At 52.7% G+C, this 26,330-nt stretch carries 22 protein-coding genes; 13 read left to right on the plus strand and 9 right to left on the minus strand.

Annotation, left to right across the window (positions count from 1 at the left end; all coding sequences use genetic code 11):
• Positions 1-23 precede the first annotated feature (23 nt).
• The 4 genes from SH668x_RS07870 to SH668x_RS07885 form a co-directional block, all read right to left on the minus strand.
• Positions 24-1,265, minus strand: a complete 1,242-nt coding sequence (locus SH668x_RS07870; protein WP_437188144.1) for a M16 family metallopeptidase — start codon at positions 1,263-1,265, stop codon at positions 24-26.
• A gap of 294 nt (positions 1,266-1,559) precedes the next feature.
• A complete protein-coding gene (locus SH668x_RS07875) occupies positions 1,560-2,672 on the minus strand; it encodes a formylglycine-generating enzyme family protein (protein ID WP_437188145.1) in 1,113 nt (370 codons plus the stop codon).
• 220 nt (positions 2,673-2,892) lie between these two features.
• On the minus strand, positions 2,893-3,327 hold the full coding sequence (locus tag SH668x_RS07880; RefSeq protein WP_437188146.1) for a hypothetical protein: 435 nt from the start codon (positions 3,325-3,327) through the stop codon (positions 2,893-2,895).
• A 121-nt stretch (positions 3,328-3,448) separates the two neighbouring features.
• Entirely contained in the window at positions 3,449-4,480 is a 1,032-nt protein-coding gene (locus SH668x_RS07885) for a DUF1559 family PulG-like putative transporter (RefSeq protein WP_437188147.1), read from the minus strand.
• A gap of 492 nt (positions 4,481-4,972) precedes the next feature.
• Here SH668x_RS07885 and SH668x_RS07890 point away from each other — a divergent pair, with 492 nt between their 5' ends.
• The 5 genes from SH668x_RS07890 to dgt all read left to right on the plus strand — a co-directional run bounded on the left by SH668x_RS07890 (position 4,973) and on the right by dgt (position 12,601).
• On the plus strand, positions 4,973-7,312 hold the full coding sequence (locus tag SH668x_RS07890; RefSeq protein ID WP_437188148.1) for a serine/threonine-protein kinase: 2,340 nt from the start codon (positions 4,973-4,975) through the stop codon (positions 7,310-7,312).
• Between the two features lie 798 nt (positions 7,313-8,110).
• Positions 8,111-9,130, plus strand: coding sequence for a DUF1559 family PulG-like putative transporter (locus tag SH668x_RS07895; protein WP_437188149.1), 1,020 nt, complete (start codon positions 8,111-8,113; stop codon positions 9,128-9,130).
• A gap of 183 nt (positions 9,131-9,313) precedes the next feature.
• A complete protein-coding gene (locus SH668x_RS07900) occupies positions 9,314-9,772 on the plus strand; it encodes a hypothetical protein (RefSeq protein WP_437188150.1) in 459 nt (152 codons plus the stop codon).
• A gap of 371 nt (positions 9,773-10,143) precedes the next feature.
• Positions 10,144-11,025, plus strand: a complete 882-nt coding sequence (locus SH668x_RS07905; protein WP_437188151.1) for an alpha/beta hydrolase — start codon at positions 10,144-10,146, stop codon at positions 11,023-11,025.
• Between the two features lie 199 nt (positions 11,026-11,224).
• Positions 11,225-12,601, plus strand: coding sequence for a dGTP triphosphohydrolase (gene dgt / locus SH668x_RS07910; RefSeq protein WP_437188152.1), 1,377 nt, complete (start codon positions 11,225-11,227; stop codon positions 12,599-12,601).
• Between the two features lie 26 nt (positions 12,602-12,627).
• Here dgt and SH668x_RS07915 read toward each other — a convergent pair whose 3' ends face one another.
• Both SH668x_RS07915 and SH668x_RS07920 read right to left on the minus strand, forming a co-directional pair.
• A complete protein-coding gene (locus tag SH668x_RS07915; RefSeq protein WP_437188153.1) occupies positions 12,628-13,380 on the minus strand; it encodes a hypothetical protein in 753 nt (250 codons plus the stop codon).
• Between the two features lie 76 nt (positions 13,381-13,456).
• Positions 13,457-14,278, minus strand: a complete 822-nt coding sequence (locus SH668x_RS07920; protein WP_437188154.1) for an OmpA/MotB family protein — start codon at positions 14,276-14,278, stop codon at positions 13,457-13,459.
• 730 nt (positions 14,279-15,008) lie between these two features.
• Between SH668x_RS07920 and rpsD the strand changes: the two genes are divergently transcribed.
• Both rpsD and mutY read left to right on the plus strand, forming a co-directional pair.
• Positions 15,009-15,614, plus strand: coding sequence for a 30S ribosomal protein S4 (rpsD, locus tag SH668x_RS07925; RefSeq protein ID WP_437188155.1), 606 nt, complete (start codon positions 15,009-15,011; stop codon positions 15,612-15,614).
• A 175-nt stretch (positions 15,615-15,789) separates the two neighbouring features.
• Entirely contained in the window at positions 15,790-16,923 is a 1,134-nt protein-coding gene (mutY, locus tag SH668x_RS07930; protein ID WP_437188156.1) for an A/G-specific adenine glycosylase, read from the plus strand.
• A 168-nt stretch (positions 16,924-17,091) separates the two neighbouring features.
• Here mutY and SH668x_RS07935 read toward each other — a convergent pair whose 3' ends face one another.
• The 3 genes from SH668x_RS07935 to SH668x_RS07945 form a co-directional block, all read right to left on the minus strand.
• Complete coding sequence (locus SH668x_RS07935; protein WP_437188157.1) at positions 17,092-17,871, minus strand: hypothetical protein; 780 nt, start codon at positions 17,869-17,871, stop codon at positions 17,092-17,094.
• Positions 17,872-18,204: 333 nt separating this feature from the next.
• The gene (locus SH668x_RS07940; protein ID WP_437188158.1) at positions 18,205-18,774 is read right to left on the minus strand and encodes a 5-formyltetrahydrofolate cyclo-ligase; all 570 of its coding nucleotides are present in this window, start codon (positions 18,772-18,774) and stop codon (positions 18,205-18,207) included.
• Between the two features lie 38 nt (positions 18,775-18,812).
• Positions 18,813-19,583, minus strand: coding sequence for a biotin--[acetyl-CoA-carboxylase] ligase (locus SH668x_RS07945; protein ID WP_437188159.1), 771 nt, complete (start codon positions 19,581-19,583; stop codon positions 18,813-18,815).
• Positions 19,584-19,851: 268 nt separating this feature from the next.
• Between SH668x_RS07945 and SH668x_RS07950 the strand changes: the two genes are divergently transcribed.
• The 6 genes from SH668x_RS07950 (at position 19,852) to SH668x_RS07975 (ending at position 26,311) form a co-directional block, all read left to right on the plus strand.
• Positions 19,852-21,255: an MBL fold metallo-hydrolase RNA specificity domain-containing protein gene (locus SH668x_RS07950; RefSeq protein ID WP_437188160.1), complete on the plus strand. Its 1,404-nt coding sequence runs from the start codon at positions 19,852-19,854 to the stop codon at positions 21,253-21,255.
• A gap of 131 nt (positions 21,256-21,386) precedes the next feature.
• On the plus strand, positions 21,387-22,823 hold the full coding sequence (locus SH668x_RS07955) for an aldehyde dehydrogenase family protein (protein WP_437188161.1): 1,437 nt from the start codon (positions 21,387-21,389) through the stop codon (positions 22,821-22,823).
• A gap of 380 nt (positions 22,824-23,203) precedes the next feature.
• The gene (locus SH668x_RS07960) at positions 23,204-24,631 is read left to right on the plus strand and encodes a YeiH family protein (protein ID WP_437188162.1); all 1,428 of its coding nucleotides are present in this window, start codon (positions 23,204-23,206) and stop codon (positions 24,629-24,631) included.
• Entirely contained in the window at positions 24,628-24,921 is a 294-nt protein-coding gene (locus tag SH668x_RS07965) for a hypothetical protein (RefSeq protein ID WP_437188163.1), read from the plus strand. The genes SH668x_RS07960 and SH668x_RS07965 overlap by 4 nt, the downstream gene beginning before the upstream one ends.
• Positions 24,922-25,357: 436 nt before the next feature.
• Positions 25,358-25,750 (plus strand): CAP domain-containing protein, encoded by a 393-nt coding sequence (locus SH668x_RS07970; RefSeq protein WP_437188164.1) that lies wholly within the window; start codon positions 25,358-25,360, stop codon positions 25,748-25,750.
• Between the two features lie 243 nt (positions 25,751-25,993).
• The gene (locus SH668x_RS07975; RefSeq protein ID WP_437188165.1) at positions 25,994-26,311 is read left to right on the plus strand and encodes a DMT family transporter; all 318 of its coding nucleotides are present in this window, start codon (positions 25,994-25,996) and stop codon (positions 26,309-26,311) included.
• Positions 26,312-26,330: the final 19 nt, after the last annotated feature.

Consider the following 26,330-nt stretch of genomic DNA (forward strand, 5'->3'; position numbering starts at 1 on the left):
GACGAAGGGGGTGCCTTTCGACATCACGATCCGGGGAAATTCAATGGCTTCTCACCGATCGTCAGAAAGGTGAAATCCCGTGCGGGATATCGACACGCGAAGTCGAGAATTTGTTCGACGGTGAGTCCGTCGACAGCATTGTGAACATCTTCCAGTGTGTTGACTCTCTTCAAATGGAACCAGTCCCGCGCAATGGCGCTTGCCCGTGCACTCGTCGATTCCTGCTGCATGATCATCGCGCTTTTTGCCCGAGCCTTGCAGCGAGTCAGTTCAGCTTCATCAATCCCCTCTGGAAGTCGAAGGAGTTCTCCCAGCATGACATCGAGCGTCTCCTGAGCTCGCTCGGTCGTTGTTCCAGCGTAGGCTAAAACACGGCCTTCTGTCAGCAATGTGCTGAGTGTCGCGTAAACGGAATAGCAGAGCCCTCGTTTTTCCCGCACTTCGGTAAACAGCCGTGAGCTGCTCCCGCCGCTGAGGATTCCGACTGCAGCCCACGCTGCATAGTAATCCGGGTCGCCGTAAGGCACGGCCTGATAGGCTAATGCGATGTGTGTTTGTGCAGATTCGTGTGGGATGTGGAGGTTTTTGTGTGATCCGGAAGTTCGTATGATGCTTTGTTCCGGTTTGGCCTCCCAGTCTCCGAACGCTCTCTCAATGGCATCGCGAACTTCGAGAGCATCGACGTTGCCTGCCACTCCGATCAGCGTACCGTTAGGTCGAACGGAGGTCTGATAGAAGTCTTGAACGCCGCTCAGTGTGATCTGTTCGAGTTCCTCCAGCGAACCGTCATTTGGACGATTCCAAGGGGAGTCGTAGCAGTGTTTTCGGAGTTCGACGAGTGCCCGTCGCTGCGGTTCGTCTTCTTCGGCAAGCAGGCTTTGCTCAATTCCACTCATCACTGCAGGGAACTGGGATTCCGGCAGAAGGGGGCGGCGGATGATATCTGCATAAAGCGGGATTACCGGAAGCAGATTGACTGCCAAGGTCGCTCCCGAGAAGGAAACAAAGTTCCAACCGACGTTCTCATTTCGTTGCACCCCGAGATTGTCGAGTGCACTGGACATCTGGCGGCTATCACGGGTGCCGGATCCGCGTGTCATCATGTCGCATAAAGCGGCCGCAGTCCCATTTTTGCCCGCTGGTTCGTAGATGGCTCCTGAGGGGACCATCATCGAAAACGACGCGGACTGGACGTGCCGCATTTCCTCGACCAAGAGGGTGAGGCCGTTTGGGAATTCAAAAATCTGGATGGACTGCGAGTTCATGAGCTTCCGAGCGTGCCGATGCGTGGGAAAGCATGAGATTCTAGAGCAGTCAGGGTGTCTCCGGAAGTGGAACGGCCGGACTCTCAGCGTCGTAGGGACTTTTGCATGATGGCAGTTTGATGTGTTAGTCGGTCTTGAGACTCGATTTTCGACGATTTTGCCGGTTGAAGTGACATTTTTCTGAGTCCGCAATCGCGTTTCGGGCGGGATCGCGAACTCAGAATGCAACGTTATCGTGGGGTGAATTAGTTGAGGCAGAGAATGCCGAGTGCCGGCGAGTGTTGTGAATCGGCACTATTTGGGTAGGCCCAGGCAAACTCGGAATCCATCGCGAGAATCAGAGTAGGTCGGGGAATGGATGCCGAGGCGAACGGCGATACGAGCGTTTCCTGGGACATCATAATAATTGCCACCGCGGCAGACGGGGTGAGAAACGCTTTTCGTGGCAGCGTCTTCGTAGTGAACTTCTTCGTGTCCACCGGTGGGGTCGAAGTGATCGATGACGAATTCCCAGACTCCTCCGCACATGTCTGCCAGTCCGAACCCGTTCCGGCCCCGCGCCCCGTAGTGATCGACAGGGGAGACCATCGCGTAACCATCCTGCCAAGGGAGCTTGGCTCCGGGCCAGGCATAATCCTTTCCGGGAAGGAGATCGAGACCGGAAATGTTCAGCCGACCTTTTGCATCATCCAGATTGCTTCCCCACCAATAGTAATGGCTTTCCTTGCTGCCTCCTCGGCAGGCGTACTCCCATTCTGCTTCCGTTGGAAGTCGATAAACGAGACCTTCAGGGAGGCGCCCGTTCGCTTTTTCTGTTTCCGTGAGCCACTTGCAGAATGCGTTCATGTCGTTGTAGCTGACACAGACAACCGGGAAGCTGTCGAGTTGCGGGGTTGCATAATTCGGATCGCGCCAACTCTTGTCATTGCGAACGATCCACGGATTTGGAAGGCTTCCCGAATGGGTAATGTTTGGTTTCCAGTCCTGATCGAAGACATTGGTCACTCCTTCAGGCTGTTCTGCGTCACTGACATAGTTTGTCGCTTCCACGAATGTTCGGAACTGCCCGACGGTCACTGCGGTTCTGCCCATCCAGAAACCATCCTTGACCTGCATCGGACGCGGAGAACCTTCGTAGTTTTCTCGTACCCCGTTTCCGGATGAGAACAGCGCTCCCCCATCTTGACTGACTGCCCAGATTTTTTCCTCGTCGGTACTCCCCATCAGGAAGTGACCGGGCGGAATGTAAACGACTTCCAGCGGCACGTCGGCTGCGAGTTGGGCTACCTTTGTCTGCTCTTGCGGTGGGGCTTCAGCGACAAGCGTTGTGGAAAAAAGCGGACCGAACAATGCGGTAAAGGCAGTTGCGACGGTGAGTGAAATCATTCCCGGAAGTAGTCGGTTCATGGCAACTCGCTGGAAGTTTCTTAGGGTGGATTTGTCGGTCCGGAGAGTTCAGCTTCAAAAACCGTAGGAGATTTAACGAGAAATCTCAAGAGCGGCACAGTCAAACTCGGTGAAGCGGTTTGCGAAATCGGCGCATAAGAAAAGCACTGTCACCGGGGTTGCCGATGTCAGTGCTTCCTACATGCCTGAGGGAAATCCCGAACGGGCGGGATTGACGAGATTACTTCTTAATCGCGACGTCAAATTTGACTTTGGAATCGTCCCCAATGAGGACCTCAAGGCCGCTGGAGTCAGCAGACTGATACTTCTGCGGAATCTTGATCTTGCTTGGTTTTATATTTCCAGCATCGGCTGCGCTCATCGCGACAATCGCGTCCGGTAGGACCTTGACGAGATACTTCTCGCCCGCCTTGGCGTTTTTGAAGTTCAGCACGTAAGTTCCGTCGCTGTTCAAGTTCGTGTATGCAGATTCCCCTGAAGTTGCCGAGACAAAGTGGATACTACCTTGTTCCAGTGGAGAGTCATTGAACGTGACCGCCCCATGGATCTCCAGGTCTTTGCGCCCATCCGATTTCCCGCAGCCTGACGTTGCCAGTGCGACTGGAATTATCAAAAAGGCGAAAGTTGAAAACTGATGCAAGAATCGCTGCAGCATGATGTCGTCTCAGTTGGATAACGAGTGAGTTCAAGGATGATTCAGTGAATCAGAATGTTCCGAGTGAACGTTGGCAGTACGCCATCGTTCAGTGTCGACTGTGTTGGAAGTCCTGACCTGATTACCACTCACCAACGACGTTGCCGTCGCTGATTGTGCAAAGGCGTTGCAGAGTCAGTCGGTCGATGTTGTCGCCGACAAACCTGACGGATCCATCACCAACGAGCGAGTGAACTCCACCCGTGTGAAACGATGTGAGCGGTGTGTTGAACTTCCAGCCAGTATTCCCTTCCGCTCCCATTGATTTCGGATTGGGAGTGGTCATAACTGCGGTGACTCCGCATCCGTAAATGTGAGCTCCAGACTCCGCCTGGCTGCGCCATGTCTCCAGTGTGCCTGGAGCATTCATTCCTGCGAAGCTGGCGTGGTAGTTCGAAGTCATTCTCGTAGAGCGATCGATGTTGGAGTTGCCGGATTGCTCAGCAATCATGATCGAGTTGGAAGAGCCGTCTGTCATGTCCCGCATTGCTTTGCTGGTGCCTGCAATCATCGATCCGTTGTTTGTTGGGAAGTGTCCGGAACCCGCAGCGTAAACCATGTTCGTTCTACCGGCTGGGTCTGGATTGGCCCCCATGATCCCTGCGTATTGAACGAGTTGGGTGACAGCCCCCCAACTGCGATGCAGCGATTCGAGATTCGGGTCCTCATCCTGTCCACGGGCATACATCGGGTCCAGTGAACTTGATGGACAAGCGTAAACGGGAATGGATTTTCCCATCAGCTTCATCGTTGATGCATTAAAATCGGAGGGACTTCCGCCAATGACAAGAAGATTGTCTCCCGATTCCGCCTGCAGGTTGAAGAGTGCGGCCTGCTCGAGATAAGGCAGCAGTGAAAATCTCCAATTCGTTCCCGCGTAAAAGTTATTGTAGCGAGCGCCAATTGGGAACTTATTGAAAACGTCATGGTAGTTGTGCAGTCCCAGACCAATCTGCTTCAGATTGTTTTTGCACTGGGATCTTCTGGCAGCTTCACGTGCCTGTTGAACCGCCGGCAACAACAGTGCAATCAGTACTGCAATAATTGCGATCACGACGAGAAGCTCAATGAGCGTGAAGCCTCTCCGATTTGAGATAGAAGTAAAACTCTTCATCGGCACTCTCCTTGTAGCAATAGAGGATCTGAAAAAGGATCTGAAAAAGGATCTGAAAAAGGATCTGAAGATGTTCAAAAGCAAAAAGGCGGCGATTTCCCTAAATGAAATCAAGAAGTTTTGCGGCTTTTTAGACACTGTCGCCAGAAAGCTTCCTGTGCGAATCAATTAGGAGATGAACCGAACTCTATATTGTTTACAATCAGTTCAATGTTAGTCGATGTTTAGGACAAATCAATAATGATTGTTGACAATTTGTGCGTCTGTGTGGCAGATCAGCAAACGGGATGTTCATTCTGCATTGCCGCAGTGAGTCCGGAGTGACTCCTGTTTTTGCTGAGTGGCGTAGCTGCAACTTACTGTCGCAACTCGCCGTGTCAGAGACAGTCCAGATCGTCCCCGTGAGAACGTGATTTCCTGCGATTTCTCGATGTGCAAATCTCTGAAAAACGTCCGTACTCAAGCGGTTAACGAGTGCTAAGCTGGAGAGAGTTGGAAGACTTTGAAGTGCTCTGGTTTGGTGAGGGGCGGGACGTGGACAACAACGATTCTCTGTACTCTGCAACGTACGTCTCGAACTCCGGACCCTATGTCAAAGAGCAGAAGGACGTAGCACTTGCATCGACATTGCTCCGCATGGGGTTGCTGACAGAACGACAGCTTTCAGGAGTCCTGTCGAATTGGACGCTTCACGGGAACCTCTCACTTGCCGAGCATATCCTCGACGAGGAAGTGTTGGACGGGGACGTGCTGAAGCGCGCGGAGGTGGAAGCAGAGCGACGCTTGGCGACTGTCGCTGGCGATCTTACGGCTTCACAGACCGGGAACAGTCGTACCGGAAGCGTTGTCATACGAACTCTTGAAGTGCTGGATACTTCAGGCACAATTTCCAAGCTTCTTGGGATTCATGCTTCTGCAGGGGTTGCGGCGGAAGAGGGGCGCGAACTTCGTGAGACGGTCGGTCGCTACAAGTTGCTTCGAAAATTAGGGCAGGGAGGATTAGGGCGGGTCTGGCTCGGTTATGACGAGATTCTGAGGCGTCATGTCGCCCTCAAGGAGATCGCGCAAAGTGCTGACCCACAAGCGTTGGAGCGATTTCGACGGGAAGCTGAGATCACCGGTCGACTCGAGCATCCGGGGATCGTCCCGGTCTATGGACTGGGTGAAGACCTTGAGACCGGCGATTTCTTTTATGCCATGAGGTTTCTTGGCAAGCAGACGTTGCATGACGCCATTCTCGAATATCACGAACGCCGTTCCGATGGGACGGATCATCCGCTGATTGTGCGGCAACTCCTGACAGCGTTTGTCAGTGTCTGTCAGGCAATCGGACATGCCCATTCCAGAAAAGTCGTCCACCGGGATCTCAAGCCCGAGAATGTGGCGATCGACAGTTTCGGTCAGGTGATCGTCATTGATTGGGGGCTGGCAAAGGTCCTTGATGAGACGAACGGCGGGGATTTGATTGTCGAATGCAACGACTTCGACGCGGAGGTCAGCGCTCCAAACACCATTGAAGGTCAAGTCATGGGGACTCCGCTGTACATGTCTCCGGAACAGGCAGGTGGACGTCTCGATGAGTTGAATGAAAAGACCGACATCTATGGTCTGGGCGCAATTCTGTTTGCGATTCTGACAGGTGCCCCGCCCCATGAACTCACGCGATCACACGCGTCGCTAGCGGGAGGGACGCAGCGAGACCTGTTGACTGCAATCGCAGCCGACCCGACTCCTTCCGTTCGGGCATTGAATCCAGATATTGATCCTGCTTTGGCAGCGATCTGTGAAAAAGCACTCGCCCGGCGACAATACGCCCGATACGACACTGCGATGCAACTCTCTGAAGATGTGCAGCGTTGGATGGCAGGTGAGTCTGTGACCGCGCTCAAGGAGACGCTTCCACAGGAGCTCTGGCGATGGATTCAGAAGCATCGCCTGTTGTCGCAAGTGATTGGCGGTCTGCTCACAATGATGGTGGTTTCTCTCGTCGCACTTGGGATCTCATCGCGACTCAATATGCAGGCCAAGCGAGATTTTCTGTTTCAGGGGATGATTGGAAAAGAGCAGGAGCTGACGCGGGGAATTCAGGCAGTCATTTGGAGAGTCGCAAAAGACACACGTTTTATGGCGAGCGTCCCTCCGATTGAATCAATCCTGAAAGGGAAGACTGGAGCCGCTGCAGGATTGGGATTCGAAGAGTCTCGCATGCAGCTGTGTCAAATTTTTGAGGGCTTGCTGCGGGCCAATGAAAATTATCTGTCGATTTCCTATTTTCAGGTTGGCGAAAATCCGGCAGGTCTGGGAACGGTCGAGCGGCAACTCAGCGGCTCACCTTATGTACGCACTCTCTCTGCAAGCCTTTTGAAACCCTTCAACGACACGATCGCACTGGAAAAGATTTCCAAGCTTTATCCGGGGGAAATCTGGATTGATCTCGACGATCGCTTGGTTTCGAGTGGGGTTGTGCAGCTGCGAAGTTATCTGCCTGTTCACGACGAAACGACTGGTGTGCTCTTTGGGTTTCTGCGTGTGGTGACGGATCTCACAAAAGAGATTGAAAAGGTCGTCTCTGGGATTGAACTTCAGCGTGGACGGATTCTTGTCACTGATGCAGCGGGCAAGATTTGGTCTGAGACAACGAATGCGACAACCCATTCGACGTTGGCTGGAACCAACATTAGTGAAACGTTTCCTGCCCTCGATTCTTTTTTCAGTGTGAAGGACCGACCCAGGTATCTAGATGAAGACGAAGGTCTCATTGCTTCGCGGCTGGACCTCATTCGACACAACTCGAACCTCGGGATTGGCCTGGTCTTGCTCCTCGACGACTAGCGTGGACCGCGCCTGAGAGAGTGGCGTTCCGGCGGCGATCAGCTCGGCGTTTGGATGACTGTTTGCCTGCATTCGCAGCCACGCTCCCCGGAGTCTGGGGCTGATCCTAACCGCCCCCATTCGGATCTTCGCGGTTTATTGGCCGTGCCCGATTTGCGCGCACGAAGTCGCAAGGTTTATCGCATCTACGCGACAACCAAAAAGTTTGGTCGTCATCGGACTGGGATTTCCTCGGTCTGACTGCTGCGCCCCGCGAGGTCGCTTTATTTGGAAGGCACAAGGTTCGTTCGATAGAACGAGAGGCTGTCCTTCCACATTGGGAAAAGGGAATGGACGAATCGTTCTGGTATGACATCACAGTACGCGGGCTGAGGTGGGGCCAATTCGGACGGTCCGATCACGTAATCATCTGAATCGCGAGGACTTATGATTAAGTCTGAATAAATGGATGTCTGTACCGTCGGGCTGTTAACCGAGAGTGATGAATTTTTGGTCGTCCCCTGCTAATTGTTTTGGCATTTCACCAAGCAGTAATGCGGAAGAGTCTTCCCAATTATCCTGTGATTCTAAACATAGTTTTCAATAGTGGGGTGCCCGCGGTGTTTGTATAGAAACCTGTAAGGGGCTTTCAGAAGACGGGTTAAGTCGCGACACGGCTGCGAGAACAGGGGCCTGAGAAGGTCAGAGCGTCTCAAACGGCATGGCGATTGCGAATCAATTGAGAAGTCATTGTCGTACTTCTGATATCGAATCGTTCTTGTTCGTCGAATTCTCTTCTTATCCTTCGGAGGGGCTCTCATGAGTGGAATCGTTCCTAACCCGGAACTCTCTTCTGTATCAAACACTCTGCGTTGCAATAGACCAAGGCAGCGAAGAAAAGGTTTCACATTAATTGAGTTATTGGTCGTTATTGCGATTATTGCTGTTCTTGTTTCACTTTTGTTGCCAGCTGTACAACAGGCACGTGAAGCCGCGAGACGGTCACAATGCAAGAACAATCTCAAGCAGTTAGGTCTGGCGCTGCACAACTATCATGATACGCACATGAAGCTTCCAGCTGGTGCAATGGGGCGAATCAATTGGCGCGTCGCAGTTCTTCCAATGTTGGATCAGGCGGCAGCTTACAATGCTTTTGACTTCAATGCTGGCCGTTTCATTGGTGACGCCGACACTACAACCAACACCGTGAATCATCCGATTCTCGAGAAACTGATTGTCCCAGGATTCATTTGCCCATCGAGCCCGCTCGACGCACGATTCAACCCGGGTGGATGGAATACGCAGAGGTATCAGGCTCATCAATATGCCGCGGTTGGTGGCTCACGACTTGAAGGTGCCGGAGATTGCCTGTCCTTCTACGGGGTGATGTGTGGAAACGGGGCAATGATGACCAACGTCAATAAAGGGTTTAAAGACCTGACTGACGGGACAAGCAACGTGATTGTGGTTGCTGAGCAGTCAAACAGTGTTCGTTGGACTGGTAGTCCGAGTTGGGAATTTGTGAACAACAGGACTCAAGGAATTACGGGGATGCGTGGAGGATGGTACGGTCCGGAAAATAATGATGGACCAACCTCGCAGTACGGAACTTATCCCGGAACTGGAGCCATCATTGCCGGGCCAAATGCGCCTTGCGGGGACTTCTTTGAATGCGGAGTGGCCTATTCAAACTCCAATCACTACGCGTCCGCTCACACAGGCGGAATTCATGTTCTGATGGGTGATGGATCGGTTCACTTCGTGAATGACAACGTCGATCTGGTCACCTTTAAACGATTGGGAATTCGTGACGACGGTGTTCCTGCATCCATTCAGTAGTGAGTGTCAAGGTCGATTCACGCTCGCGTGAGTTGCGGACCCCTGGAGAGTGTCAACGGTGCGATCTCGGAATCGGTGGGCATCACCGCCGACTCCGGTAGATCGACGGTTTGCTATGCACTCGACTTCTACTAGGCGTAATGAACTTCATTATGTTGCACGACTGAGATGGGATCACTTGAAATGCTACTAAGAAACGTGTTTTTGTTCGCTCTTGGTTGTTTACTTTGCGGGTGCGGTGGGGCGTCGATTCCTTCGGAAACAGTTCAGGGTACGGTTTCGTTGGACGGAAAGCCGCTTCCCTTTGTTGGAGTTCGGTTCACTCACATCAAAAAGGGATTCGGCACCGTTGCCAACGTGAATTCAAAGGGTGAGTTCCAAACTCCTAGCCCCTTGGAGCATGGCACGTACGAGATCAGCATCACAGGGTTACAGCCAAGCACCGATCTCGAACCAGATGCTCCTCCGCCGTCCCCCGCTCCTCCAGAGTCGGTCCCGAATAAATACTTGAAGGCCCACACCAGTCGGTTGACTTTCGATGTCAGCGCGACGAGCAAGTCGATTCCGGTGGCTCTTGACAGCAAAGGGGATAAGAAACGCGGAAATGGTCCAACGCCGACTGCAATGGCCCCTGCGAATTAGCCCTTTTCTCAAGGGATCGTGACGGCGAATTCCGGCACATCGTTGTTCAAACCCCGCGTTTATCGCTGCCGGAACGCAACACTCTTGTGGCGGGCGATCTCGTTTTGAAGTGAGTACTGCTTTCTACCGTCCTGAACTATTAGGAGTGGATCTGCAACGTTCTTTGACTCGTCAGTTTTTCCCCAGCCCTGATCGTGAACCGATCGGGGCTCATTTTTTGACGCTGTCTTGATAATAACTGCACGGGATGAGGTCGAGCTTCCAACTTGTTGAGGATGGAGAAATGAGGGGGCACACAGGTTTCGCTTGCGATGTCCGTACGAGAAGCTGCTATGATCTTCCTGGCGTGTTCCTGTTAGTAAGGAGTGGTCATGAAGAAAATTTGGTTGATTTGGGCTCTGGTTCTTTCGATGTTTCCATCCTCGCACGACTTGTATGCGGAATCAGAAATAGAGAGTGGTTTGGCCCCGCCCGCCGGATTTGATCAGCCTCGTGCTGAAATAGAACATGGCAAGTTGGAGTTAGTCGACTATTACTCGACGACGATCGGTGGTGTCCGGCGTGCCCATATTTACACGCCTCCAGGGTACTCTCTGGACAAGAAGTACCCTGTACTTTATCTGCTGCACGGAATCGGCGGAGACGAACACGAATGGGTGCGTCATGGCGAGCCACATGTCATCCTCGACAACTTGTATGCAGATCAAAAAATTGTGCCGATGATTGTCGTGCTTCCGAACGGAAGGGCGTCGAAAACACTGACAGCGGGTGATTCGATTCCGGCTCAGGAACCAGCGTTCGAACTCTTCGAGAAGGAACTGCTGAATGATCTGATTCCATTTGTTGAATCAAAATACTCGGTGCTTGCCGGTCGTGAATCTCGCGGATTGGCTGGCTTGTCGATGGGGGGAGGGCAGTCGTTGAATTTTGTCTTCAGTAATCTCGAGACATTTGGAGCACTGGGGGCATTCTCACCCGCTCCCAATACCCGATTGAATGGAAAGCTCTTCAATGAAAAAATCGATCCGGCCAAATTACCGTCCCCGTTCTATCTGTCGTGTGGTGATCAGGATTTTCTTTATTGGGTCACTCAATCTGTTCACGAGGATCTCACGAGCCAACAGTTTCCGCACCGCTATCAAGTGGTCGAAGGTGCTGAGCACGATTTTGAATTTTGGAAGCGAAGTCTTTATGAGTTCGCACCGCTTCTGTTTCATTCGGATCAGCGACCGGAAGAGTCGGAGCAGGAATGAGTCTGCTGTCATTTCTCCGTGGTTATCTCGGTTGCGTTAACCCGACGGAGACCGTTGAGCTCCTCCGACACTGCCATGCGAATTCATGAAATGCCAGTGTAAACAGGAGCACTGATCGCTATAAATGGCTCCTTCGCAGGAAGTTCCGTGACGGACGGCTGCGAAATCAAAGCGATTTACGGTGGATTTGAGGATAACGATGTCTTACAGGCTTACATGGGAGCGGCTTCTTTCGGGAGATCGTCCACGTCGCACTTCGGATCAGCCCGCTTCCTCCGGGAGTCCTAAATCGGTCAGCGGAGATGAGCGAACTCCGTTTGAAGTGGATTATGACCGCATTGTGTTCTCTGCTCCCTTTCGACGTTTGGCGCGAAAAACACAAGTTCATCCACTCGCTAAAAATGATCACATTCACAACCGCCTGACTCATTCGATTGAAGTCGCCAGTATCGGTCGTTCCTTTGCCAGAAAACTCTCGACTCTGTTGAAAGAACGCTGTCCGAACGAACGGGTTCCCGACAGCCATCTTGCATGGATCATGCAGTCTGCAAGTCTGGTTCATGATCTTGGAAATCCCCCTTTTGGTCACGCTGGCGAAGAGATTATTCGTGTGTGGGCGGAAGATCACGTGGAGGAGATGTTCGCCCCACATCGATTCGAGAACGAACGGCAACTCACCGATGCAAAATCCGACTGGTTTCATTTTGAGGGGAACGCGCAGGGATTTCGTCTGGCCGCACGTCCAGATAATCCTCAGGTGGCCTATTTGCGTTTAACGCACGCGACGTTGGCCGCTTCAATCAAATATCCCTGGACGGCTGCCGATGAGCGTGCAAGAAAGAAGCGGAAGCACAGCGTCTATTGCTCAGAAGAATCGATTTTCAGAGCGATGGCAGAAGATCTCGGGTTAGTGCGAGAAGGTGGTCACGTCTCACGTCACCCCTTGTCATTTCTGACTGAAGCAGCGGATGACATTTGCTACCGCGTTATTGATCTAGAAGACGCGGTGGAGATGGGAATCCGAAACCATCTTTATGTCGCTGAACTTTTCTGCCATATCGCTGGACTTCCACTGGCAGACGCTAGTCAAAAAGGGCTCCCCGAGTTGCGGGCAGCGGTCATCAAGTCCCTGATCGGCAAGTATTGGGATGTCTTCGTTAATGACTTTGACAACATCATGAACGGTGTGCGGGATGTCGATCTCAAATCGTCATTGGACGAGTCGACTCAACTGCAGATGCATCAGATCAAGCTCGAGTACGAAACCATCTTCAGTCATTCGAAAAAGGTGGCGATGGAATTCGGGGCGTATCACATTCTCGGGCGGATTCTGAAAGCGTTGATGAAGACTGTTAATAACATTCACGATTGCAAATCGAAGTCCTACGAAGAGATTCCCTTCCTATCCCGCCGATGTGCTGAGATGGCATGGGGAGGACAGTTCGTGAGAGAGAACCTTCAGCGGCCTCATGTCTGGTGGTTGTGGCGGATGCAGGATTTTGTCAGTGGGATGACCGATGACTTCGCGACATCACTCTCGGGGGAAATCGACGGTCACAGTCTGTACAGCAGATAGCTCTGCATGGACGGTGAGGCAGGAGTTCAGGGGCTGCGATGCAGCTTCCCCAGAGATCCGGGGTGAGACTGGAGTTGAAATCCACTTTTCCAGTGCCAAAGCATGCTGGGCGCGTCACCCAAAAGAAAACTGCTGGCTAGATGGGTGTAGTTCTGGGTTTTGAGTTCGGCTTTGGAAGCGTTGAGCAATGCTGTTCCAAGGCTTCGGCGTTGCAGTTCTGGAGTGACGAAGATCCATGTGAGGTGCGGTTGTCCCCATCCTTCTGAAAAGGCATTCGGGGGCGGTGACTCTTTCCAGTGCTCCGTGTCGAAATCCTCCAGATTTCCAGATGGAATCAGTGTGATCAACGACGCCCCTAAAATGTCGCCTGCTTCCCGATCAATGATCACGAAGGACGATTGCGGGGAAAATGAGCCGAAGTGTCCGGCGAATGTCCCGGAAAGAATCCGCTCGCACGCGGCTTGTTGCTGGGACATTTGGAGTTGCGAGAGAGGAGGGGATCGGTTGAACGCTGATCTGAAAACTTCTCGCAGCAGTTGCCAGTCTGTTTCCTGAACCTGTCTCAGTTCGAATTCCGAGTAGAAACAGGAGACCGCCTTCGATGGAGGCTCTGCAGACGGAGAGGACAGAGCGAGCAGGCAGTGATAATAACGCGGGTTCGCGGTGATCGATGCGGTGTTGTTGAAGTATGTGTATCGAAACGCGGGGTTTCGAGGCAGAGCTAAAAACTCATTCCAGGAAACGCTGAGTTCTATGGGGAGAAAGTAGTCATTGAGCATCAATATTCATCCAAAAAAGGCAGTTCACTTTCTGCGAACTGCCTATCGGAAAATTTAAGATTCTGTATTGATGATGTTAGTGTTTCGCAGAGTTGTCAACACCGGCAATCGCCATGTCGGAGGCAAGGACGAAGACTTCGATGCGGCGATTCTTCTGCTTTCCGTCAGCTGATGTGTTGCTTGCCGCTGGCTGAAACTTGTTGTATCCAGCCACTCCCATTCGTGGTTCTGACATTCCGTATTTTGCAAGTTGACGGACGACAGCTGTTGCCCGGTGTGCCGAGAGCTCCCAGTTTGTTTCGTGCTTTGATCGCGTAGTTGGAAGCACCACAGGGTCCTCATCAGTATGACCGACAACAAGAATGTTGAATTGGCGTCCATCAGGTCCGTTCATAATCTGAGCGAATTCCTGAAGTGTTCGCAGAGTCTCTGGGCGCAACTCGTTACTTCCTGATGCAAACTGCATTTCGGCGTTATAGCGAGCGACTCCGCTAATCGGATCGAATTCGAACTGAGGATACTTGCGACAGAGTTCCTCGAACATCTTTCCGGTCGCGCTGGAGTGGGCTCCAGGGGCGGGGAGAGAAGTGAGGAGGTTCTTGTATTCGTCGTTGAGTCGGCTTCGCTCTTGTGCAAGATTGCTCAGGCGTTCATTGGCAACACGCAGGCTCTCTTCAAGCTGACCGGCGCGGAGGTCAGATTGCTCTTTGTCCATCGCCAATTGGTGGATCATTGCTTCGCTATCAGCGAGTTGACCCGAGAGGGCCTGGCTTTGCTGATAGAATTCGTAAGCTTTGAGCTGCGTCTGTCGCGTCTGCCAGCTTGGTGTGAACTGGTGGCAGCCTGTCATACTACCGAGTGCGAGGATGGCAACTAGCTTTCGCATGTCCATGGACATCGAAGAGCTCCTGATAAAAGGGTGGGCGCAAATCTGAGGGGGTGTTCGCAACAGCGGGCCACTTCTCGATGGGAAGCCGAAGAGGAGTGGTCAGGTTGTTGGTGATCAGACGGGGGGCTCGGGATTTTCTGGGAGAAGTAAGGTTCTCTTCGAAGAATCTGGAGTGACTTGAGGTGGGATGATCGATTGGATGTTCTCGGGGACCGGCGAATGCGGCCGTTGAACGACTCGATTTCTATTTGGAAATTTCCCGGAAGCCTAGAGCTTTTCCTCAAGTTTCGCTCCAGCAGGTGTGAGAAATGGAACTTTAGCGAATCTGTGGAGTTTTTCGAATTTGTGTAAGTGGTTCTGCGCAATTTGTTTGCGGGTGATCTGCGTTGGCATTTGTAGGATCGCAGGGCGATTAGGCCATCCGGCAGTATTAGCCGAAATGGAACAGAAACGTCGGTGAAACATGCCGAAGAATCGTCCGACATTGATCGGACTGGCCAGCACGCGAGAACGACGCATACGAGTCGAAGAGGAAGATGTCGACGGAACGGTCGACATGGATGGGTGAGGGTGCCTCACATTGATTCTAAAAGAAATTTCTTCACTATCCGGATCCACCGCTGCAGTGGCTTGACGCTTCACGCCAGAGTCGTCATTATCTCGCGTTCCCCCGCCCAGCGGGTGGAGTTGTGTATTGTAGTTTGCATCCATTTCCGGACGTCATCAGGAAACAGAGTCGATGGGTCGTTACACCGGACCAAAAGCGCGGATCAATCGCCGCCTTGGGTTTCAGATTTTTGAAAACGCAGGAGCAATCCGAGCGTTGGATAAAAAGGCCTATCCACCGGGGATGGCTCAACGCCGACGCAAAACCAGCATCTACGGCGAAGCTCTGACCGAGAAACAAAAGATTAAGTACTATTACGGTCTGCGAGAAAAGCACCTCCGTAAGTACTTCGACAAGTCAAAGCGTCTCAAAGGCAACACCGGGGAAAACCTGATGGTGCTGTGTGAGCGTCGCCTCGACAACGTCGTTCGTCGTGCTGGCTATACTCTGACTCGCCCACAGGCACGTCAGGGGATCGTCCACGGTCACTTCCTTGTGAATGGACGCCGTGTTGACCGCCCATCTTTCCTTTGTAGTGCTGGCGACGTTGTGACGGTCAAGAATCGTCCAAACCTCCAGAAGCTCTACTCTGAAATGGGTTCAGGAGCTGATCAGAGCGCAAGCTGGATCAACTTCGACAAAGAAGAGCTCAAGGCAATCGTTACTTCGCTGCCAACAGCAGACGACGTGAGCTTGCCAGTGGACGTCGGGGCAGTTGTTGCCTTCATGTCTCGCTAATCGGATAGCGTGTGATACAAAAGCGGTCGATGATTCATCGGCCGCTTTTTTTATTGCGCGGGGTTGTCTGGGGGACTGTTGGTCGTTTGTTCTTTGTCCCTGAGATCAGAGTGTCTGTCGTTATTCGGGGTGAGATCCTTCTCGCTCCTCGGTAGGGGTGGAGTGGTGTGAGTCGATGAGTCTTGATCTGCTCGAGATTTTTGATGCAAATCGGTGTCGGGACCTTCGCAAATCTCTCGGGAAGTGGTATCTGCGCGAGGGACGCTCGCTTCCGTGGCGGGAAAAAACTGATCCGTACGAAATCTGGATCAGCGAAATCATGCTACAACAGACGACCGTGAAAGCTGTCATTCCATACTACGAACGCTTTTTAAGTCGGTTCCCGACGGTCTTCGACCTGGCTGCTGCCTCCGAATCTGAAGTTCTGCAATATTGGGAAGGACTTGGGTATTACAGCCGGGGGCGTAACCTGCGTTTGGCGGCGCAGAGGGTTTGTGAAGAATTCGGAGGGGTTTTCCCTTCCGATCTTGCTGAATTGCAGTCACTCCCGGGGATTGGCCGCTACACCGCAGGCGCTATTCGCTCGTTCGGTTTTGATCTGCCTGCTCCCATCGTGGAAGCCAATACGCTGCGACTTTATTGTCGACTTCTCGGATTTTCTGGTGATCCGCGTGGGAAAGAGGGGCAGAAAATTCTCTGGGCTCTTGCGGAGCGATTGCAGCCATCCAAGGTTGCTGGTCATCTCAATCAGGCGTTGATGGAACTCGGTGCGACGGTGTGCACCCCCACTTCCCCGAAGTGCGAGGAGTGCCCGGTTGTCCAATTCTGTGAAGCGTTTCGGCAGGGGATTCAGGCTGAAATTCCAGTGAAGCAGTCGCGTCCGGTTGTTACTCAAGTTGTCGAGGCGACAGTTGCGGTGCAGTGCCAGGGGAAATGGCTGGTCCGTTTTCGAAACGCCGAGCAACGATGGGCAGGGATGTGGGATTTTCCCCGCTTTTCGATCAGCGTCGTCGGTTCACAAGAGAAGTTGACTCCCTCGAAGTTGGCTGCCGTTGTGGAGCAGGCGGGCGAGGAACTGTTCAAGGCGAGTGGACTTCGAATTGAGCAATTGGAAGAGGTGATGCAGACTCGTCATACCGTCACCCGTTTTCGTATTCGTCTTCTCTGCTTCTCTGCATCCCTGTCCGCCAGCGACTCGCGAGAATTGCAGGGAGAGGGGTGGAGGTGGGCGACCAATGAAGAGATTGAGTCGCTGCCGATGCCCGTGACTGGACGAACGTTTTTTGAACGGCTGACGAGTTCGAGATAGAAAAAGGAAAACGCCGTGGCAAGTTGTCAGCGGCGTTTCCAGTTCCTGATTGGAGTGGGATCGAAGGAATTCCCCAGCACTGGAGTGGGTGTTGGAGGCTGGATCCACAAGGATCTGCAATTGACGAAACTCACTCAGCTAGGATTTCAGGTCGGGTGAGGATGAGACTTAGTTCTCTGTCAGTTCCGCAACTGGAATTCGTTTCGGGCTCGCTGGGAACGATGGACTTTCGTTTCCATTGCTGGGCGACTGCGCGGGATACTGGATCGGCTTTTCGGCCTCAGGGATCGGCTGAGTCTGTGGAATCACCTCCGCCTGTCCTGATGATTCCGAGCTTCCCTGTGACTCCACATCAGCTTGTGGCAGCACTGATTTGAGTAAGTTCTGGACCCAGCCACGCTGAGGTTGTTCCGTTGTCGCAGCTTCAGCGTGTGCTGAATCTGGAAGTACCTGTTTCAGTGTCGATTCATCTGGATCGGGAACTGTTCGAATCTGGGCAGAGTTTGTCGCAGGGGGGAATTCAAACGGCACTGCTTCGGGAGCAGGGGTCGATTCGCCCAGTGTGATTTTGCCGAATTGCAACGGGCCAAAAGGATGACCCTCGCTGTTTTTGACAGCGTCGATCGTTTCGGTGAGCGGCTTGAGTGTGGTCTGACTGACACTTTGGAACAGCTCTGCGCTCCCGCCGTTTGTGTTGACACCGGAAGGCTTTTTCTGAACGAGCAGGTCTTCGCGTCCCGCTTTAATGACCGCCTCTTTCAGTTCCGGAACCTTCTCCCACGCCTCTTGAGTCCAGGAACGAACGTCCGCATACGTGCTTCGCAGTGGAACCTGTTGTGATCTGCTGACCACGATAAAACGTTCATCCGTTCGGACAAGATGGTAATGCGTCGCGAGCAGCGTTCCGACGCTCCCTACCGTCAGGCCAAAAATGAGTGGTTTAAACATGGTGTCTCTCTTCCTTTTATCCGGATACCAAGGAGAGCTACGCTTCTCGGGATTCGGCGGTGTTGGTGCAAAACGCTATCACACCCACCAGAAGCGGCTTGAGATTCGCTTCTGATTCAAGACAGAATTCCCTGAATGGAAATCGGTCTCGTTGTGCATGAGGAAGAACGGTCAGTTGTTCGCTGATCGGAAAACCTTTCCTGAGCGACACTGGCCTAATAAAGAGAGAAGACCAACTCTGTTCTGGCAGCTTACGGGCACGCCGGTCTCTATGAGAGTTCAGGCGTATGGGTGTATGAATGAGAGAAGAGGGCGATCGTGTTCTGACTCCCGCTACGGGAGAATGATTTCGTCCTCTGTGATGACCAGATCCATGCGTTGATCGTGCTCTTCCATCGGGATTTTGCGGACAATTTGGCGCGAATACGCGAGGCCGACTTTAATGCAGTCGCTGCGGAGATGTGGAATCAGGCGGTCGTAATACCCGCGGCCATGCCCGAGTCGACCTCCGCGACGATCAAACGCTACTCCCGGAATGATTGCTAGATCGATTCTATTTGGATCAACTTGCCGAGAATGTTGCGCTCGAATTGTCGCATCCGGTTCGAGGATCCCGAATGCTGCTGGCGATAACTCGTCGAGACTCTGTAGCTCGATTAACCTGAGTTCGTTTTTCATGCAGTAGGGGACGACGCAAACCTTCGTGCTGTTGACGCTCTGCTGGATCAATGGAAGCGTCATGACTTCGCTTCGCACATTGACGTAAAAGAGAATTGTCTGAGCCTGAGCCCATCCGTCGATCGTGACAAGTGTGTCGAGAATCGATTGACTTGCCTCTTGGGGAGCAGGTTGCTGACTCCGTTGTAAGGCTGCAAACTTACGGAGAGTTTCTTTCGTATTCATGGGTGCAGATTGACATTCGCTCTGAGATGGGAAGGTGTTCAGTCGAAGTGGATGATTTGACCGCTGATGAAGTTCATGGGGCCGCTCCCGGTCATCAGCCGTAATGCTCCGTCGTCGTCGATTCCCTGGCACATCCCTGTCACCTGAGATTGCACATCCTGAAGCGTCAGCATTTTTCCGGTAAGGAAGCATCGCTCCCGGCAGTGCTGGATGATCAGTTGTTCGTTCTCTGAGAGTGCGGTCAGCTCTTCATGGAAAACCTCAAGGAACTCCAGGAGGACGTCAGTTCGATGGATGGCGGCGTCCGCGTGATCGATCAATGCGGTCGCTGATTGTCGAAGCTCTTCAGGGCCATCAAGCATACTGTTGTTGACGTTAATCCCCACCCCGACGACAAGTTTGTCCGGATACTCCGGAATGGATTCGTTGAGGATGCCGCAGACCTTGCGCCCGTTCAGGTAAACGTCGTTAGGCCATTTCAATTGGACTTGCTTGGTGGGGGCGAACTTCTCAAGAGTTTTGCAGACTGCCAGGCCTGCCGTGATGGAGAGGATGGGCCATTGGCTCAAGCGGATTCCGGACTCTCCCGGGCGGATTACCAGTGAGAACGTGAGTGCTCCCGATCGGGAGACCCACTGGTGTTGATTTCTTCCTCTCCCCGCGAGTTGGGATTCCGCTCCGACCAGAGTCGGGGTTTCCACAATTTCCGCTGCCGACTCTCTCGCGAACGTATTTGTTGAGCCAGTTTCTTCCAGCCAGATGACCCTCTTCAAGAAGGGCGATTTTTCGAGTCGTTCGATAGAGATCAATTGAGCGTCCAGAAACAGTCGGGGGCGAAGCCTGCCTGATCAAGTTTGCCGCTAAGAGAAGGCAGGCTGCGTGTATGGTATGAAAATGAAAGATGTTACGCCATTCGATTGGGCGCCATTGCCGGAGGGCGGAGCAGCGGAATTCAGAAAATGAATGAATAGGGACAAGCCAATCGAATCGCCCCCTCGAATAATTGGAAATAGAGGATGATTTGAGAAAGGGGATTTCTCTCTGGACGAGTATCACTCGATGCGAGAGAGTGCTGCAATGAAAATTACATTTTTGGGCGCGGCCAGTGAAGTTACCGGAAGCCAGCATCTCATCGAGACGCCCTTCCGAAGCATTCTCCTCGATTGCGGGATTTTTCAGGGGGCTCGAGCGGAGTCTCGTCGGAAGAACGAGCAGTTCAAGTGTGATCCCAAAACGCTCGATGCAGTCATGCTTTCGCATGCCCACTTGGACCACTGCGGAAACATCCCCCGGCTTTACAAAATGGGATTTCGCGGACCGGTGTTCTGTACCGAGTCGACCGCTGAAATTGCAGAGCTGATGTTATTGGATTCTGCCAAGATTCAGGTCGAAGATGCTCAATACCTCAGCCTGAAGTTGCCGGGTGGCCATCCTTCCGTGGAGCCTCTCTACACAGAGGAGGATGTGCGGGCGGTATTGAAGTTGTTCGAGCCTTGTCCCTTCAATGACTGGCAGTCGTTGGATGACCGCGATGAAGTTCGCGTTCGATTCAGTCCCGCGGGGCACATTCTCGGCTCGGCGATTATTGAACTCGACATCGACGACAATGGAGAACGCAAACGCATCGTCTTTACTGGGGACTTGGGGCGACGGGACATGCCGCTGCTCAGGGACCCGACGCTGATTACCGACGGAGCGGATGTCGTGATTTGCGAGTCGACCTACGGGAATCGAATGCACAGCTCCCCGCAGGATCTCAAAGGAATTCTGCTGAACGTGCTGCAGGAGGCACATCTGACAGGGGGGCGGGTGATTATCCCGGCGTTCTCGCTCGGTCGGACTCAGCAAATCACCTACTACCTGAACACGCTGTATAACGAAGGGGTTCTCCCTCGCATCCCGATTTTCGTTGATAGTCCTTTGGCGAACAAAGTGACCCATCTATTTCGACGTCACATGTACGAGCTGGACGAGGATTGCCAGAAGACTTTGGAGCACGATCAAGACCCCTTTGGTTTCGAGCAATTGACGTATATCGCGAATGCTCAGGAGAGTCGTGCTCTCAATCAACGGATGGGAGCATTCGTCGTCATCTCTGCAAGCGGGATGTGTGAAAGTGGTCGCATCGTGCATCATCTGAAACATGCTGTCGGTGATTCTAAAAACACCATTCTGCTGATGGGGTATCAGGCCCCTCACACGCTGGGACACCAGATCGCCAAACGGCAGTCGGTCGTCAAGATTTTTGATCGACAGGTTCCTTTGAAAGCGAATGTCCTACAGCTGGACGGCCTGAGCGCTCATGCCGACGCGACAGATTTGAAATGGTGGTTCGATGAATCGACTCGCGACAACAGCTTCGGGCAGGTCTTTTTAGTTCACGGTGAACGTGAAGCTGCGGAGTCACTAGGGATGATGATTCGCGATAATATCGACGAAGACGCGATTGTTCCCCGCTTCGGAGATTCATTTGAAGTTTGATCGACGGGCGATTCTGAGTATCTGCTGAATCCCGGGAATCTCTGAACTGCTGCTGCGGCTTCATCTCGGTGGGGTTTGATGCTACCCTTTTTGGGTCAAGTCCTCTGCATTCCGAGTTGAGAGTTGTTGAAATGCTGCAAATTCCAGTGATCCGATGGGGAAAACCGTACGAATCGATGGAGAAGGCTCCCGTCGTCCATTTTGAGACTGGGGTCGAAATGGCCCAAATGGATCAGGCGAACGGCGGCCTGATCAAAATGGACATGCGAAAAGCTCTCAAAGCTCGTGAGATCCTTCGCCAGTTCACTATCGAAGATCTTTGCAAGCGATGTGAACAGGCTGGCGACTACTTCCTGAATGACACTCTGCCACTTGGAAATGGGACACAATCTCCGCAAGAGTTCTGTCATATTCAGTCGGCAACAACAGGCATTCCCGAACACATGTGCGCATTTAATATGCGCAAAAATGCGTTTGTGATGAAACACATGCGTGAGGTGCTTGATTGCCTGACTCGCGGGCTGCCGTTTGACATTCTGACTCGCGGGTACGGCATGGAGAGTCGCGGGGTGATGGTCAGCTATCAGGCGACCGCACCTGTTCTCGGAGCAGTGCTGCCCAACAATTCACCTGGCGTGCATACTCTTTGGCTCCCGTTGATTCCCCTGCAGCTTGGGCTGGTTCTGAAGCCCGGTTCACAAGAACCTTGGACTCCGTATCGTATGTTCGCAGCGATGACCAAAGCGGGAATCCCGGCTGAAGCATGGTGCCTGTATCCGGGTGGACATGACTGCGGCAGTGCAGTGATGGAAACGTGTGATCGCTCCATGATTTTTGGTGGTCAGCAGACGCTGGACAAGTATAAAGACAATCCACGGGTTCAGCCGCACGGGCCTGGATTCTCGAAGATCGTGATTGGCGACGACAAAGTCGACCAGTGGGAAGACTATCTCGATGTGATGGTTGACAGCGTCTTCGCGAATTCCGGTCGGGGATGTATCAATGCCAGTAGCATCTGGGCGTCGCGTCACACCCGTGAGATCGCGGAAGCGATCGCTGCACGGCTGGGGCCGATTGAGCCGAAGCCGATGGCAGATTCAGATTCCATGTTGGCAGCTTTCACGACCAAAGGTGTCGCAGAGGCCCTCAACAATCAGATCGAAGAAAAGATCAAAGAAGCTGGCGTGACGGACATGACCGCGAAATATCAGCCGAATGGCCGATGGGTTTCCCATGAGCGTTATGATTTTCTGCGTCCGACTGTCGTGCACTGTTCCAGCCCGGAACCATTCCTTGCCAACACGGAGTATATGTTCCCGTTCGTGTCGGTGGTCGAATGCCCCCAGAATCAGATGCTGAAGACGATCGGGACGACGTTGATTTGTACCGCAATTACTGAGAATGATGCGTGGACTCAGCAGTTGCTTGATGCCACGAACATCGACCGTCTGAATATCGGCAAGGTGAAGACCGTTCAGTTGAACTGGTTGCAGCCACATGAAGGGAACATTATCGATTTCATGTTCCGCAATCGTGCGTTCCAGAACAGCCCTCCCCCGGCTCACTGATCAGTTAACGTTCAATCGAATTTGAATGAACAGGCAGTCGTGGCAATAGCGTCACGGCTGCCTTTTTGATTGGTGAATTCGGAATCCTACATCCAACGGCAGCAGGGTTGTCGTTCGTCGAGTCAGTCGGCAGAGTCGAGTGTGCGGAGTTTCGCTCCGCGGGCAAAATGTCATCCACTCCGAACGAATTCATGTAGCGATTTCGTCGTCGTTTTGCGTCTGTTCATCTTGATTCTCAAGCAAGAAATGAGCGATCGGATTTGTTGTTGTCTGGACCGGCTTTTACGCGTGCGGTTGATGTGAATTGTTGAGATCACTACCGTTTGAATTCGATCTCTCCTTCCGCGGAATGTGGTATGACTCAAAGGATTTTGGACTGAATGTCAGATACAGACGCCAACACTTGCCCACCGTCAACTTTCTCATCGCTCTGGAAAACAGAGGACTGGATGGCGATCTGGGTTGGAGCTATTTTGCTTTTTGCGACATTCCTGACTGTCGGTCAACCAGTCGCTGACGCCGAAGGGAAGCTCAAGGCGACGAGCTCCCTGAAGAGCTGGCTGAAGACTCCCGATGTCTGGGGAGAGAATCCTGTAGACTCTCTTTCTTCGCCCATCAAAGGGGCGGTGCCGGAAGTGGAAGGAGGTCCAGTTCCTCGAAAAACGCTGTTGCCGGCACTCGGAGTGACGTTCCTGCTTTTGTTGGCCCCATTCCTCTTGGGGAGCGGATTGATGGGCAGGGGATTTCTTCGATTCTTCCCTGCCTTCGTTGTGATTTGGTTGTTGGGCGTCCTTTCGTTCGTTCTTTCGAAGCAAGAAGTGATCAACCAATATAATCTGGAGTATGTCCTGTGGGCTCTCGTGATCGGTATGGTGATTTCGAACACTGTCGGGGCACCATCCTGGCTAAAACCTGCGCTTTGCGGTGAGTTCTACATCAAGACTGGACTCGTGTTGCTGGGCGCGGAAGTTCTCTTCGGCCAACTCGTGAAGATGGGGATTCCCGGGATCTGCGTGGCGTGGGTAGTGACTCCCATTGTATTGATCACCACGTTCATCTTTGGTCAGAAAGTGCTGAAGATAAAGTCGCCTTCGCTCAACATGGTGATCTCTGCAGACATGTCAGTCTGTGGCGTGTCCGCTGCGATCGCGACGGCAGCAGCCTGTAAGGCTAAGAAAGAAGAGCTTTCATGTGCCGTTGGGCTTTCATTGGCCTTTACGGCCGTCATGATGGTTGTGCAGCCGATCTTCATTAATAGCGTGAAGATGGATCCGGTGGTTGCGGGAGCGTGGATCGGCGGAACGATTGATTCCACCGGGGCTGTCGTAGCGGCCGGAGAACTTGTCAGCAAAGAGGCTGGCGAAGTTGCATCCCTTATCAAGATGATCCAGAACGTGCTGATCGGTGTCGTGGCGTTTGGTGTGGCGGTTTATTGGACGACAGTCGTCGAACCGGGATCGCAAAGTCAGGCTCCAAGTCTATTCGAGATCTGGAGGCGTTTCCCCAAGTTCATCCTAGGATTTGTGTGTGCGTCGCTGGTTTTCTCGTACCTCGCGCAATCGGGCTCAGAAGGAGCCGCGATGGTGACTGGTACGATCGACGTGACAAAGATGTTCAGGACGTGGCTGTTCTGTCTGGCGTTCGTCTGTATCGGGTTGGAAACCAATTTTCGAACTCTGTCACCTTATTTTGTCGGTGGGAAGCCGCTTGTGCTCTATGTCTGCGGTCAGACGCTCAATCTTCTGCTGACCTTTCTGATGGCCTATCTGATGTTCGGGATCATCTTCAAGGAAAAGGTGAGTTTGTGAACGAGGATGTCCCAAACCCCCGAGGCAGATCGTATCTGGTGATCTGCATCGTGGTGCTTGGAGTAATTTGGCTGGGGGTCTTGCCACGGCTGCAAGAGGTCCCCGCAGTGAGGTCCCATCTCGAGAAGCTCCGCGAGCGAAACGTGGATGCTGGCGTCATGTTCTACACGGAGAATCCCCCTGAAGTTCGTCCGACACCGGAAAAGGCCGCCGCCTTTTTAAAGACTCGGCAGGGGCGGACGTGGTTCTGGGACACCATTGAAGAACCGACGAAAGAGCAGCAGGACTGAGCTCGGCTACAAACGGGCGCGGGGCAATTCGGATAGGATTCGTCTACCCATCGATCGGTCAATGCCCAACAATTTTCGATTTTGATATCCAGATTCAACGGATATGGAGTGTGAATCGGCTGTGCTTTTCGCAAGGCGATTCGCTGATTTCCTCAAGCGAAATGCAGCCTTGCTTGCTTGAGACTCAGTGCCTGCGGTTTAAGATTGATCGCTAGAGATGTTGTCAAGGTGGAGCGGATGGATCGGGGATTCCGGATGCGTTTTTGAGCGAAGCTGCGTGGAGTTGTCAATCCTCCCGACGCACTAAAAAGTGGATCTGAAAAGTCCTGCTCGAACTCCGTTTTGCACCTTGTATCGGCGTCGTCGGTTTCGCAACATGACCATCTAGACGGACTGTTTGGGATGTCCATCGGATGGTTCAACAAAAGGCCTTTTCATGAAGATTCAGTTAGTCGCACTTGCTTGTACGATGTTGTTTATCGCTGCGGCACCCGCTCAGCCGCTTACCGAGAACGGTAACATTCAGGCAATGTACGCAGCTGCTAATCGGCATCGAGCACAATACTCTTTGCCTCCGCAGCAATTGGACGAACAGCTTTGCCAGGTTGCCCAGCGATGGGCGAACAACATGGCCGCTCGTCACTCGATGTACCATGGCGGCGGTGAACAGATTATTGCAATGGGATACGCGAATCCGGCAGCCTGTGTGCAGGGATGGATTTACTCACCAGCTCATCGAGTTTGGGTGTTGAGTCGAAATGCGAAGGTCGGGTTCGGAATGGCCTTCAGTTCCACTGGTCAGCGATACTACGCAGGCGTCTACCGTTAAGACGGCATGCGAAGGGTTAAATTCAGATGAAATCGACCCGGACACATAGTGGCCGGGTCTTTTCATTTCTGGCGGGGTTTGAAACAATAACTTTATGATGTGGCGTGGAAAGAGATTTCCCCGCTTGTCTCAGCTCGAATATGGCGATGTGAAGAGCATCGGTCGGGCGACCGCTTCGGGACGACCCGATGGCGGAAGTGAGGTGCGGGGACGACCCCATTGATGATTCATGGGAGTATCTCCATGGCATGGTGGATTCTTTTTATCGCCGGTCTGTTCGAAATCGCCTGGGCAAACGGGCTTAAAGCGTCGCACGGATTCACGAAAATCGGGCCGTCGATTTTCACGGTCGTCACTTTGGCAATCAGCATGATTCTATTGGGGATTGCATTGAGAACGATTCCAGTTGGAACAGGCTACGCAGTCTGGACCGGGATTGGAGCGGTTGGAACCGCAATTATCGGGATGGTTTACTTCGGTGACCCTGTCACCTTGCCCCGAATTGCGTTTTTGATGTGCATCTTCGCTGGAATTATTGGTCTCAAATTCGTCTCGCATTGAGCGGTCTTAAACCCCTCTG

This window comes from Planctomicrobium mucosum, from assembly GCF_051466335.1.
In the GTDB taxonomy this organism is placed as follows: Bacteria; Planctomycetota; Planctomycetia; order Planctomycetales; family Planctomycetaceae; genus Planctomicrobium.

Excerpts from the sequence above, each read along its gene's own strand:
- SH668x_RS07905 (WP_437188151.1), top strand. The coding sequence starts at position 10,144 with ATGAAGAAAATTTGGTTGATTTGGGCTCTGGTTCTTTCGATGTTTCCA.
- SH668x_RS07940 (WP_437188158.1), bottom strand. The coding sequence starts at position 18,774 with ATGAATACGAAAGAAACTCTCCGTAAGTTTGCAGCCTTACAACGGAGT.
- SH668x_RS07885 (WP_437188147.1), bottom strand. The coding sequence starts at position 4,480 with ATGAAGAGTTTTACTTCTATCTCAAATCGGAGAGGCTTCACGCTCATT.
- SH668x_RS07880 (WP_437188146.1), bottom strand. The coding sequence starts at position 3,327 with ATGCTGCAGCGATTCTTGCATCAGTTTTCAACTTTCGCCTTTTTGATA.
- SH668x_RS07960 (WP_437188162.1), top strand. The coding sequence starts at position 23,204 with ATGTCAGATACAGACGCCAACACTTGCCCACCGTCAACTTTCTCATCG.
- SH668x_RS07900 (WP_437188150.1), top strand. The coding sequence starts at position 9,314 with ATGCTACTAAGAAACGTGTTTTTGTTCGCTCTTGGTTGTTTACTTTGC.
- SH668x_RS07935 (WP_437188157.1), bottom strand. The coding sequence starts at position 17,871 with ATGTTTAAACCACTCATTTTTGGCCTGACGGTAGGGAGCGTCGGAACG.
- SH668x_RS07920 (WP_437188154.1), bottom strand. The coding sequence starts at position 14,278 with ATGTCCATGGACATGCGAAAGCTAGTTGCCATCCTCGCACTCGGTAGT.
- mutY (WP_437188156.1), top strand. The coding sequence starts at position 15,790 with ATGAGTCTTGATCTGCTCGAGATTTTTGATGCAAATCGGTGTCGGGAC.
- SH668x_RS07955 (WP_437188161.1), top strand. The coding sequence starts at position 21,387 with ATGCTGCAAATTCCAGTGATCCGATGGGGAAAACCGTACGAATCGATG.
- SH668x_RS07950 (WP_437188160.1), top strand. The coding sequence starts at position 19,852 with ATGAAAATTACATTTTTGGGCGCGGCCAGTGAAGTTACCGGAAGCCAG.
- SH668x_RS07970 (WP_437188164.1), top strand. The coding sequence starts at position 25,358 with ATGAAGATTCAGTTAGTCGCACTTGCTTGTACGATGTTGTTTATCGCT.
- SH668x_RS07895 (WP_437188149.1), top strand. The coding sequence starts at position 8,111 with ATGAGTGGAATCGTTCCTAACCCGGAACTCTCTTCTGTATCAAACACT.
- dgt (WP_437188152.1), top strand. The coding sequence starts at position 11,225 with ATGTCTTACAGGCTTACATGGGAGCGGCTTCTTTCGGGAGATCGTCCA.
- rpsD (WP_437188155.1), top strand. The coding sequence starts at position 15,009 with ATGGGTCGTTACACCGGACCAAAAGCGCGGATCAATCGCCGCCTTGGG.
- SH668x_RS07975 (WP_437188165.1), top strand. The coding sequence starts at position 25,994 with ATGGCATGGTGGATTCTTTTTATCGCCGGTCTGTTCGAAATCGCCTGG.
- SH668x_RS07875 (WP_437188145.1), bottom strand. The coding sequence starts at position 2,672 with ATGAACCGACTACTTCCGGGAATGATTTCACTCACCGTCGCAACTGCC.
- SH668x_RS07915 (WP_437188153.1), bottom strand. The coding sequence starts at position 13,380 with ATGCTCAATGACTACTTTCTCCCCATAGAACTCAGCGTTTCCTGGAAT.
- SH668x_RS07870 (WP_437188144.1), bottom strand. The coding sequence starts at position 1,265 with ATGAACTCGCAGTCCATCCAGATTTTTGAATTCCCAAACGGCCTCACC.